The organism is Chitinispirillales bacterium, from assembly GCA_031254455.1.
Lineage (GTDB): Bacteria > Fibrobacterota > Chitinivibrionia > Chitinivibrionales > Chitinivibrionaceae > WRFX01.
In genome coordinates this window covers 44,267-54,574 of record JAIRUI010000123.1, presented here as the reverse complement: position 1 = coordinate 54,574, position 10,308 = coordinate 44,267, and the positions used below count along the sequence as shown (strand labels likewise).

Here is a 10,308-nt window from a genome sequence, read left to right as displayed (position 1 = left end):
GAGTTTGCCGCACGCGGCGGTAATAAGAGTAAAGGCTATATTTTCAGCGGAAGCGATAATTTGAGTGAAGCGGGTTGGTATTGGGATAATATTCCGAGTCAAAATTCGAGTAACTCCGGTTATGGCGCACAACCGGTCGGTCAAAAGAAGGCTAACGAACTTGGCATATACGATATGAGCGGTAACGTATGGGAGTGGTGCAGTGATTGGTATGGAAGTTATTCCACAGGTTTAATAACCGACCCAGTAGGACCATCATCTGGCTCTGACCGCGTTATTCGCGGCGGCGGTTGGTACAACTATTCGCAGATTTGCCGTGTTGCCATTCGCAGCTACGCTACGCCGTCCTCCGGCAACGGCGATTTGGGCTTCCGCGTCGCCTTTGATTCGTCTTCTTTAGCGTTACAGGAATAAAACGCCGGAGCAAACGCAAACAAACCTTGTCGTTTATGATAATACGGGGAATGTCGTATTTGAAACGAAGAGTTGGAAAGATAAAGAGATTTTGTGGGATTTAACGAATAACGCAGGCGGAAATGCGGCGAACGGAACGTATTTGATAATTGTCGAAGCCAAAGGTGCGAGCGAGAAGACTTATAATTATTCGACGAAGTTGGGGGTAAGACGGTAAATGCGGTAGCAGGGTTGAATTTTGATAAACAAGCGGAAGACGCCGCCAGAAAACTCGGCGTCGGAATACTGAAATTAAAAAGCGGCGTGATGGAAATAAACGACAGTAAAATGAAAGTTTATTGAAAGATTGTTTTGTTAATAAGTTATTTAATTCCATATTTTTGAAACATACGCGCCGTACAAAATATCTTATATACCGTAATTAAACGGGAAACGCTATGAGTTTAGGACGGCTTATCACTCTCGCATTTAAGGCTATTCTTCGCAACGGTTTCAGAACCGTTTTGACGATGCTTGGAATAATTATCGGCGTGGCGGCGGTTATCGCTATGCTTGCGGTAGGTGCGGGAACAAAAAAAAGCATTCGCGACAGCATTGCGGCGGCTGGGGCTAATATGTTGTTTATTATGCCAGGGTCGGATTTGCGAGGTCCTGCAAGGTCTGCCGCAAGAGTTAGATTTTACGACAAAGATTTGCATGCGATTGTATCAAATTCTACGATGCTTTCCGATATTTCTCCGATAATTTCCGCAGGCGGAACCGTAAAGTTTCAGGCGGAAAGCAGGACTACTTCCATGTACGGAGTCGAGCCGCCTTATATGAAAATTCGCAAGTTGGAAGTAGAAGACGGACGAATGTTTACGCAGTCGGAATCTTCTACGGGCGCTAAAGTTTGCTTAATCGGACAAACGATAGTCGGTAATTTATTCGGAGACATGGACCCTGTCGGACAATCTATACGATTCAATCAAACGCCGTTTGTAATAATCGGAACGATAAAATCCAAAGGACAAAACAGTTCGGGTATGGATACGGACGATATGATTTTGGCGCCTTTTAACACCGTTCGAAAAAGAATAGTGTACGGTCCCGCCAGACAAACAATTAATCAAATTTACGCATCAGTTATCGACGAATCTCTTACGCAGAAAGCGATTGCCGAAGTAAAGGATGTTTTGCGCGTCCAAAGGAAACTGCGCGACGGCGTTCCCGACGACTTTACAATCCGCTCACAGCAAGAAATTTCAAATATGATGGAATCCACAAGCACGGTTCTTACGGCGCTTTTGACGGCTGTCGCGGCGATTTCGTTGCTTGTAGGCGGAATAGGAATTATGAACATTATGTTTGTGTCCGTAACCGAAAGGACGCGGGAAATCGGTCTGAGAATGGCGGTCGGCGCAAAAGACCGTGATATTTTGTGGCAATTTTTGATAGAAGCGATAATGATAAGTTTGACCGGCGGACTTATCGGAATGATTTTCGGAGTCAGCGCGTCGCTTATATTGAATAAAGCGTTTGGCTGGACGGTCGTTATTATGCCGTCGTCGATTATTATAAGTTTTGCGGTATGCGTGGCGACCGGCGTGTTTTTTGGCTGGTACCCCGCGTTTCAAGCGAGTAAATCCGATCCTATCGAAGCGTTAAGATATGAATGAAAGTTGAAGTGCAAAAATATGTTTGAATATCAAAAATACAATAAATTTTACGCTCAGGCGGCGGGTGAAACGGAAGAAATCTGCACAAAAGAATTGCAGGATTTAGGCGCGGCGAATGTGGTTCCAAGTTTTCGCGGAGTTTCGTTTGAAGCGGATAAGGAAACTTTATACCGCATAAATTACTGTTCGCGGCTGTGCGTGCGGATTTTGGCTCCGATTTTGACTTTCGACTGCCACAGCGTAAAATATTTGACGAAAACCGCGCTGAATGTCGAATGGGACAAACTGTTGAAAATTAACCGGACGTTTGCGATAAACGCCTCGGTCGCAGACAGTAATATTACGCATTCGCTTTATGCGTCTCAATGTCTTAAAGACGGAATCGCCGATTGGTTTAACGCAAAATACAAACGTCGTCCGAATGTCGATGTGGAAAATCCCGATGTCAGGTTTCATTTGCGTATTTATAGAAATCGTGCTACCGTAAGCATAGACACTTCTGGCGCTGCGCTTCACAAGCGCGGTTATAGAGTTTCGTCCGTGCTTGCGCCGATGCAGGAAACGCTTGCGGCGGCGATGGTGAATTTGGCGAATTGGGATAAAAAAACGCCTATTTGGGACCCGATGTGCGGAAGCGGAACGATTTTGGCGGAAATTCTTATGCTTTACTGCAATATCCCCGCTCAATTTTTGCGAAAAAAATTCGGATTTGAAAATTTACCCGACTTTGACGATGGAATTTGGGAGAAAATTAAGGCGGAAGAAAACTCAAAAATTATCGAACTGCCCAAAAATTTAATTTTCGGCAGCGACAAAGACGACGACGCGATTCGCGTAACGCAAAAAAATTTGGCGATGCTTCCAAGCGGTCAAAAAATTTCGCTTCGGACGATGAATTTCAATGAAAAAGAGAGCTTTGAGAACGGCGTAATCGTTATGAATCCGCCTTACGGGGTACGTTTGGGTGAAACGCAGGAAGCGGCGCAATTATACAAAGATTTCGGTAATTTCTTGAAAAAACGCGCAGACGGAACTTCGGCGTTTATTTATATCGGCGATCCTTCGCTTAAAAAGGCGTTCGGTCTTAAACCGTCTTTCGTCAAAAAACTGATAAACGGCCCGCTTGAAGGCGTATTTTTGAAAATTGAAAGTTTTCGGATAAAATTCCGTTAAGATACGACGCCGTCGGAAATCGCGATTTTCAATTTTGAAATTTCGTCTTGTGTCAGTTTGAACAACGGCGGACGAACTTCGTCGCACGCGATAATTTTCTCGTCTTTTAGCAGCGCTTTTATAGGAATTGGATTTGGGTGAGTAAATATTCCTGCAAAAAAGTCATAATTTTTGAAATGAATTTCTTTTGCCAACTGATTGTTTCCAGCTTTGAACGCGGCTATCATATTTTTAATTTCTGCGCCGACCAAATGTGACGCGACGCTTACGACACCCATTCCGCCGACCGCCAAAATCGGTAAAGTCATCGAATCGTCGCCCGAATAAATCGTAAAATCTTCCGGCGTATCGTAAGCGATTTCCGTTACCAAATCAATATCGGGTGCGCTTTGTTTTACCGCAAAAATATTTTTGTGCGCCCGCGCCAAATCGGCTATGGTGGTAGGATTCATCATAACTCCGGTTCGTCCAGGAATGTTATAAAGCATAACCGGAAGCGTCGTCGCTTTCGCAATCGCTGAAAAATGCTCGAAAATTCCTTTTTGGTTCGGCTTGTTGTAGTACGGCACTACCGACAAAATCGCGTCCGCGCCTATTTGTTCCGTGCGCTCTACGACTTCGACCGCGGTATGGGTCGAATTTGAACCGGCGCCCATCATAATTTTTATTTTGCTTCCCGCAGCCGAACGGACGCATTTTAGAATATCCAATTCTTCCTCGTGCGTAAGGGTAGGACTTTCACCCGTAGTTCCGTTAACCAAAATCATATCTGTACCGTTTGTAATAAGATGGTGAACCAAGTTTTCAAGCGACTTGAAATCCACGCTAAAATCTTCTTTGAACGGCGTAATCATTGCCGTTATCACCTCGCCGGCGTCGTATCGAACTTTCATAATAAACTCCTGAGTTTTATTTATTTTGATGAAAATAGTTTATGCCGTAGAAAAAAAGCAAGTGTATTGAAATAGACTTCTTTTCAGACTTGACAAGACTTAACTGTATATATTATATTAAACGGCGAATATAAGGAAGAATGATGAATTATAATGTGAACTTTTTTAGAAAGGAAATTTCTTGTGGCTAAATTGTTTATTGAAGACTTGGATTTGAACGGTAAACGGGCTTTAATTCGCGTCGATTTTAACGTCCCGGTTAAAAACGGAGTCGTTGAATCCGACAAGAGAATCGTCGCGGCTCTTCCGACAATAAAGTACGCTTTAGAAAAAGGCGCGTCTGTAATTCTTATGAGCCATTTGGGAAGACCAAACGGACAGGTAAATCAAAAATATACTCTTGCGCCGGTCGCCAAAAGATTGGAAGAACTTTTGGGCAAAAAAGTTCAGTTTGTCGGCGATTGCGTCGGCGCGGACGCAGAAGGAAAAACCGCCGCGGCAAAACCGGGCGATGTTATTCTTTTGGAAAATTTGCGTTTTCATATCGAAGAAGAAGGAAAAATTAAAAACGCCGACGGTTCAAAAATCGTCGCAAGCAAGGAAGATATTGAGGAATTTTGCAATTCGCTTTCAAGGCACGGCGACGTGTTTATCAACGACGCGTTTGGAACCGCGCACCGCGCACACGCTTCTATGGTCGGCGTAAAGTTAAAAAGAGCCAGCGGGTATCTGCTTAGAAAAGAATTGAAATTTTTGGGCGAAGCGGTTGAAAACCCGACGCGTCCGTTTGTAGCGATTATCGGGGGGGCTAAAATATCCGGAAAAATCGACGTAATAAATTCACTGCTCCCTAAAGTCGATACGCTCATTATCGGCGGCGGAATGGCATACACGTTTTTTAAGGCGCAAGGATACGAAATCGGCGATTCCTTATGTGAAAACGATAAGATTGATTTGGCTAAAGACATTCTGTCGAAAGCGGGTAATAAAATCGTGCTTCCGATAGATATACTGGCGACAAAAAAACTTCATTTTGAAGAAAGAAGAATTGAAGGTGAATATATTGTAGATTTCGATAAAATTCCTGCAGGTCATGAAGGTTGCGATATAGGTCCTAAGACGCAGGAGAAATTTGCAAATATAGTGAAATCTGCAAAAACGGTCGTTTGGAACGGGCCTATGGGCGTGTTTGAAATTCCCGAAACGGCAAAGGGAACGTTTGCGGTTGCTAACGCTCTTGCGGAAGCGACGGCTAAAGGCGCCGTAACGATTATAGGAGGAGGCGATTCGGTTTCGGCTATTGAAAAAGCGGGGCTTGAAAGTAAGGTCTCGCATGTGTCAACCGGCGGCGGAGCGAGTTTGGAATTCTTGGAAGGAAAAGAACTTCCCGGCGTCGTAGCGTTGAGTGATAAATAAATAATAAAAAGGAAAGGGTTTAAAATGAAGTATTCAAAAATTGCGTTCTTAGCGGCAATTATGTCCGCGGTTGTTTTTGCACAGTTCGCACAGGATGAGGAAACGACGGAAAGTCAAAATTATTCAAGTTCTTACGGCGGTTCTTCGTATTCGTCGTCGGTGGGGGGGGGCGGAAAAAAAGTCTCGGGTAAAATTGAGATTTTCGGGAGATTTTTTCTTAAATCCCGGGTTTCATTTTGATAATGATTATTACTATACCGGCAGTTATTATGATGACGACTATTACGGTCCTAATAAAAACGTAAAAGTGGACTATAAAAGCAACACTTTCAATATTCAGTATGCTTGGAATACCCGCTTAGGTTTGGATTTCGGCGATAATCTCTCGGTAGATTTTCGTTTGAGCAATCCGGGGGGTTACGGAAACGATAATCTTGCGTTTAAGGACGGAAACGCGAAAGGGTATATTCCGACTCTTCCCAACGCGTATATTACATGGAAACCGGGCTCGTTATTTAAGTTTTACGGCGGACTTCTTGAAACGAAAGGCAATACGGTTCTTGACTTGGTCGCCGGGTTTGAATCCATGTTTTCCGCATCAGATTTTGATGTGGAGGACTTATATGACGTAGGCGGCGGATACGGTTTGTGGACTTCTTTTTGGAACTGGGATTGTGAATATAACAGTTCGCAGGCGGGGCTTAAATTCGGCTTTGATTTTTCCGACAAATTTTCTCTTAACTTGACAACCGCTTTGGTTAGTCCTGCGAATGCGCTTGGGGACGCCTATTATATAGTTTATGAAGACGGCGTTCCGGTGGACATAGAATATTATTATTATAATCATAACGAATTTCGTTTCATTTTAGACGCCGATATAGGTTTGGGCGAAAAAGTTACGCTTTCTCCGGTATTTCAGACCCGTTCTTTCTGGGGAACTTATTATGATTATTCTAATAGGAAAAATAAAGCGTCGGTTTTATTGGCTTACGGAACGGATATTGATTTCGCGTTTAACGATAAGTTTAATTTTAACGTAGGCGTGGCTTTGGGAAATATAAGATTGGGCAAATCGTATGTTGTGAATTATGATACTTGGGGAGATGATATAAAGTCTTTTGGTTTTCTTGTAAAGGCGGCTCCGTCGCTTACTTTGGGGATTAACGAGTTGGCGTTTAACTACAGTTTGGGAACGGGTAATGTGAAATTAGATGAAGGAGTATATGGTACATACAAAGAATCTTTCGTATGCAACGATTTGTATTTCGGATGGCATTTCCTCATTAATGATAACATTGCGTTTGGTCCTGCGGTCCAATTGGCGTTTAGAAGCGATAAATTGAAAGCGACTTACGAATCTATAAAAAGCACGGATAAAATCGGCGGTTATAATTATATAAATTTCGGTCTTGAATTTGTCGCAAGGTTTTAATTTTATAGGGATTCTATCGGCAAGATAGGATCCCTATACTTTTCGCTATTTCGTCCGGTTTTGTTCTTGAAGCGGCTCTTACAGTCGCCAAAAGACCGGAAAACAACGGTAAAACCATATTAATATTTTCCCTTAAAAAAATAGGAGAAATAAGTGAGTAATATTTTTACAGACAAGCAAACGGGAAATTTCAGCTCTATAAATTTTATTATTACGATTACGGTCGCTATTCAAACCGTTGTTTTTTTGATGCCGCAAATAGGAAATTATTTGGTAGCGTACGGCGGGTTGTCGCCGGAAGCGGTGATTTTTGACAAAGAGGTTTGGCGTTTAATTTCTTATGCTTTTCTGCACGATCCGCGTTCGTTTTTCCATATTGTTTTTAATATGCTTATTCTTTGGATGTTTGGGAAAGAAATAGAGTATGTTTGGGGTTACCGCAGATTCTTTGAATTTTATTTATTTTCGGCGTTGTTTGCGGGCGCGTTTTCTCTTTTGGCGGTATTTTTTAATTTCCCCGTAAACATAATCGGCGCTTCGGGCGCGCTAATGGCGCTGCTTGTAGTATATGCGTATTATTTTCCCGACCGTCAATTGCTTTTTTTCTTTGTTATTCCTATGAAAGTGAGAACGGCGGTAATAATTTATGCGGTCATTTCAATTTTCGGTACGGCAAGAAGTGCGGGAAACGTTTCGCACATAACGCACCTCGGCGGAATTGTCGCAGGGTTTATATGGATTAAAATCGAAGATAAATTTGATTTGGCGATAAGAGGAATTTCCGCATTTTTTAATAATATTTCGACTAAACGTAATCGGTATAAAATTGAGAATGAACAAACCGGAAAGCGTTGCCGCGCCGAAGAAGTCGATAGAATTTTGGATAAAATAAACGATTACGGAATACAATCGCTTTCACCGCAAGAAAGAAAGATTTTGCAGGAAGCGTCTGCAGATTATCGAAAAAAAGGTTTTTGAATAACTATAGTTTCTCAAATCTTATGGGAATCGTTATCCAAACGGCGACTATTTCATCGCCTATCCTTGCCGGCGTAAATTCCATCTGAAAGCACGCGTCTATAGCCGATTTAAGAGTTCCGAACCCCAAATCGTTTTCGGCTACCGCTTTTTTTACTTTTCCGTCTATGTCTATGAGTACTTTAACTTTGATCGTTCCGCTTACGCCGCTTTTGCGAATTTCTTCGCTTATTTCCGGTTTCACGCGTTTTTTGAACGAAGGCGCATGTGTTACGCTCGCCGGCGAAACCGCTTCTTTTGCCATAATGTCCGTTTGTGAAGCGGTTATAGTGTCGAAATCTTTATTTATGGCATTCCCGAATTTTCCGACAACCGCGTTCGCCATCGATCCGCCGGTTCCCAATCTCGTAGAATAAACTTTTTGAAGTCCATAGACCTTTTTTATCTCGCGATTTTCCGGCTTAACTTCCGATACTTCTTTGGGAAATTCTTGAATTTTTGTAATTTTGGGTTTTTCTCCCAAATCAATCGGTTTGGGCGTTTCTTTTTTCTTTTCCTGATTTATGGAAAAAGTTGTTTTAAGCGTTGTAATTTTTTCATGAACGGGTTTAGGCATAATCTCAATTTTTGAAAGATAATAAAATCCACCGCAAAACATTAGAATCACTACGATAAACGAAATAATAAAGTTTTGAGAATCGTTGCTTTTTTGCTCTGAAAAATATTCTTCCGGCGCAATTTTGTTCATCACAAATCCTTGTCCACCAAAATTTCAAAGTTCTCAAAACCTGCGGCGCTGCAAGAAAAACACACTCTTTTTATTATGTTGAACGGCAAATTTTTGTCCGCTTCGATAATAATTCGTTTGTCGGGTTCGTTTTTTGACAGTTTTTCAAACAATTCAGGAATAATCAAATCGTCTCTGTTTTCAAAATTTTCGTTTTTTACGACGCTAACGCCTTGAACACGGACTTCGTTCGAAGTAATTTGTACCGTGTATGCGGGCAACGGCGTGGTTTTAACTTCGGAATATGGAAGCACAATATCTTTTTGCGTAGTTATTAAATTCCCTTCCGTTGAAAAATTTTGAATCAAAAATACAAGTAAAATCGTCATTGCGTCGATAAGCGAAGTTATTTGCGGCGATATCGTGTCGTCCGTATCGACTAAAGAATTTCCTGTAAACGATTTTCTTTTCATATTTTTCCTGCGATGTCGGCCGAATTAGGCGCGGACGATAATCCTGTTTGTAGAAATCCGCTTTCTTTGCAAATGTCCATGATTTTCACTACCCAGTCAAATGTAACCGCGTCTTTTACCGAAACGACCGCCTTTTCTTTATCGTTGCTGATTTCTTTTGCGTTTATAAGCGAATTTATTAAACGTTCCTTGTCGAAATCTACAATAGGTAAAGAATCAATCATATCGCTTCCTACCGTTACCAATAAATAATTTGTGTCGATTACGACGGTCGATTTCAATTCTACTTTTCCGGTTTTGTCTGAATTTGCGGCGTCTGGCGGAAGGTAAAATTGATGAATGGCGATATGGCTGAAAACCGCCATGGAAACTAAAAACGGGATTAGAATTACAAACATATTCATTACGGGTTTTACGTCAATATCTATATTTGCTTCTATTTTGGAATTTTGTCCCCAGACGTGTCTTTTTTTCATTTTGGTTTTTCCAAAAAGTTTAGAAAACGAGCCATTGCGTCGTCAATGCTGTTTATTAAATTTTGCTTTTTATTCGATAAAAAAGTAAAAGCAAACATGCATGGAATCGCCGTGACAAGTCCTAACGCCGTAGTGTTCATGGCTACGGAAATCCCTTTTGACAGCGCCGTCGCTTTTTCAGCCGCTTCAAGAGAAGCAAGCGATGAAAACGACATTTGAAGCCCTTGTATCGTTCCTAAAAGTCCTAAAAGCGTTACGGCGTTTGCTACCAGCGCCAAATAATTAAGTCGAGAGTAAATTCGCGGAATTTGTAAAATCGCATCTTCTTCTACGGTATTGCGGATTTCGTTGATTGAAACGCCTTTTTTGAATTTATTTATTGCATTATTAAGCAGAATTGAAAGCGGGTCGTTTCTTTTGCATAATTTTTCAATCTCTTTTTTATCGTCTGCTTCCAGCGCTTTTGCGGCTTCTAATGCCGCTTTTGCCGAAGTATTTGCGCAAGTTACGTACATAAAAATCAATCGTTCTATCACTATAGCTACGGCAAAGCCGAACACTGCCGAGATTATCCACATAAATTCGCCCCCTTCTTTAAAAAACAAAGCGAATTCACCGATATATTTTCCCATTGAAACCCCCAATTTTATTAAATTTTCATTTAAATT

At 41.7% G+C, this 10,308-nt stretch carries 12 protein-coding genes; 7 read left to right on the top strand and 5 right to left on the bottom strand.

Translation table 11 applies throughout. The features are described 5' to 3' along the window. The 3 genes from LBH98_09955 to LBH98_09945 form a co-directional block, all read left to right on the top strand. Positions 1 to 414 (top strand): formylglycine-generating enzyme family protein (locus LBH98_09955; GenBank protein MDR0305070.1); only part of this gene is annotated, 414 nt, incomplete at its 5' end. A gap of 437 nt (positions 415 to 851) precedes the next feature. Then, positions 852 to 2,072 (top strand): ABC transporter permease, encoded by a 1,221-nt coding sequence (locus LBH98_09950; GenBank protein MDR0305069.1) that lies wholly within the window; start codon positions 852 to 854, stop codon positions 2,070 to 2,072. 18 nt (positions 2,073 to 2,090) lie between these two features. Continuing rightward, a complete protein-coding gene (locus tag LBH98_09945) occupies positions 2,091 to 3,245 on the top strand; it encodes a class I SAM-dependent RNA methyltransferase (GenBank protein MDR0305068.1) in 1,155 nt (384 codons plus the stop codon). On the opposite strand, the gene dapA is transcribed toward LBH98_09945, so the two are convergent. Continuing rightward, positions 3,242 to 4,138 carry a 4-hydroxy-tetrahydrodipicolinate synthase gene (gene dapA, locus LBH98_09940; protein MDR0305067.1) on the bottom strand — a complete coding sequence of 299 codons (897 nt, stop codon included), beginning with the start codon at positions 4,136 to 4,138 and terminating at the stop codon, positions 3,242 to 3,244. The genes LBH98_09945 and dapA overlap by 4 nt on opposite strands. 183 nt (positions 4,139 to 4,321) lie before the next feature. On the opposite strand from dapA, the gene LBH98_09935 reads away from it, so the two are divergent. From LBH98_09935 to LBH98_09920, 4 genes are all read left to right on the top strand, one after another. Then, a complete protein-coding gene (locus LBH98_09935; protein ID MDR0305066.1) occupies positions 4,322 to 5,554 on the top strand; it encodes a phosphoglycerate kinase in 1,233 nt (410 codons plus the stop codon). Between the two features lie 24 nt (positions 5,555 to 5,578). After that, positions 5,579 to 5,794, top strand: coding sequence for a hypothetical protein (locus LBH98_09930; GenBank protein MDR0305065.1), 216 nt, complete (start codon positions 5,579 to 5,581; stop codon positions 5,792 to 5,794). After that, positions 5,748 to 6,986: a hypothetical protein gene (locus tag LBH98_09925; GenBank protein MDR0305064.1), complete on the top strand. Its 1,239-nt coding sequence runs from the start codon at positions 5,748 to 5,750 to the stop codon at positions 6,984 to 6,986. Before LBH98_09930 ends, LBH98_09925 begins: the two co-directional genes overlap by 47 nt. A gap of 153 nt (positions 6,987 to 7,139) precedes the next feature. Further along, positions 7,140 to 7,964: a rhomboid family intramembrane serine protease gene (locus tag LBH98_09920; GenBank protein ID MDR0305063.1), complete on the top strand. Its 825-nt coding sequence runs from the start codon at positions 7,140 to 7,142 to the stop codon at positions 7,962 to 7,964. Between the two features lie 4 nt (positions 7,965 to 7,968). On the opposite strand, the gene LBH98_09915 is transcribed toward LBH98_09920, so the two are convergent. The 4 genes from LBH98_09915 to LBH98_09900 are packed head-to-tail and all read right to left on the bottom strand — an operon-like array spanning position 7,969 to position 10,272. Beyond that, a complete protein-coding gene (locus tag LBH98_09915; protein MDR0305062.1) occupies positions 7,969 to 8,712 on the bottom strand; it encodes an energy transducer TonB in 744 nt (247 codons plus the stop codon). After that, positions 8,712 to 9,164, bottom strand: a complete 453-nt coding sequence (locus LBH98_09910; GenBank protein ID MDR0305061.1) for a biopolymer transporter ExbD — start codon at positions 9,162 to 9,164, stop codon at positions 8,712 to 8,714. The genes LBH98_09915 and LBH98_09910 overlap by 1 nt, the downstream gene beginning before the upstream one ends. Beyond that, positions 9,161 to 9,640: a biopolymer transporter ExbD gene (locus LBH98_09905; GenBank protein MDR0305060.1), complete on the bottom strand. Its 480-nt coding sequence runs from the start codon at positions 9,638 to 9,640 to the stop codon at positions 9,161 to 9,163. The genes LBH98_09910 and LBH98_09905 overlap by 4 nt, the downstream gene beginning before the upstream one ends. Continuing rightward, complete coding sequence (locus LBH98_09900) at positions 9,637 to 10,272, bottom strand: MotA/TolQ/ExbB proton channel family protein (GenBank protein ID MDR0305059.1); 636 nt, start codon at positions 10,270 to 10,272, stop codon at positions 9,637 to 9,639. The genes LBH98_09905 and LBH98_09900 overlap by 4 nt, the downstream gene beginning before the upstream one ends. Positions 10,273 to 10,308: the final 36 nt, after the last annotated feature.

What these genes read in the sequence shown, in the direction of transcription:
- LBH98_09905 (MDR0305060.1), bottom strand. Translation starts at nt 9,640, where the DNA reads ATGAAAAAAAGACACGTCTGGGGACAAAATTCCAAAATAGAAGCAAAT.
- LBH98_09900 (MDR0305059.1), bottom strand. Translation starts at nt 10,272, where the DNA reads ATGGGAAAATATATCGGTGAATTCGCTTTGTTTTTTAAAGAAGGGGGC.
- dapA (MDR0305067.1), bottom strand. Translation starts at nt 4,138, where the DNA reads ATGAAAGTTCGATACGACGCCGGCGAGGTGATAACGGCAATGATTACG.
- LBH98_09945 (MDR0305068.1), top strand. Translation starts at nt 2,091, where the DNA reads ATGTTTGAATATCAAAAATACAATAAATTTTACGCTCAGGCGGCGGGT.
- LBH98_09950 (MDR0305069.1), top strand. Translation starts at nt 852, where the DNA reads ATGAGTTTAGGACGGCTTATCACTCTCGCATTTAAGGCTATTCTTCGC.
- LBH98_09930 (MDR0305065.1), top strand. Translation starts at nt 5,579, where the DNA reads ATGAAGTATTCAAAAATTGCGTTCTTAGCGGCAATTATGTCCGCGGTT.
- LBH98_09910 (MDR0305061.1), bottom strand. Translation starts at nt 9,164, where the DNA reads ATGAAAAGAAAATCGTTTACAGGAAATTCTTTAGTCGATACGGACGAC.
- LBH98_09915 (MDR0305062.1), bottom strand. Translation starts at nt 8,712, where the DNA reads ATGAACAAAATTGCGCCGGAAGAATATTTTTCAGAGCAAAAAAGCAAC.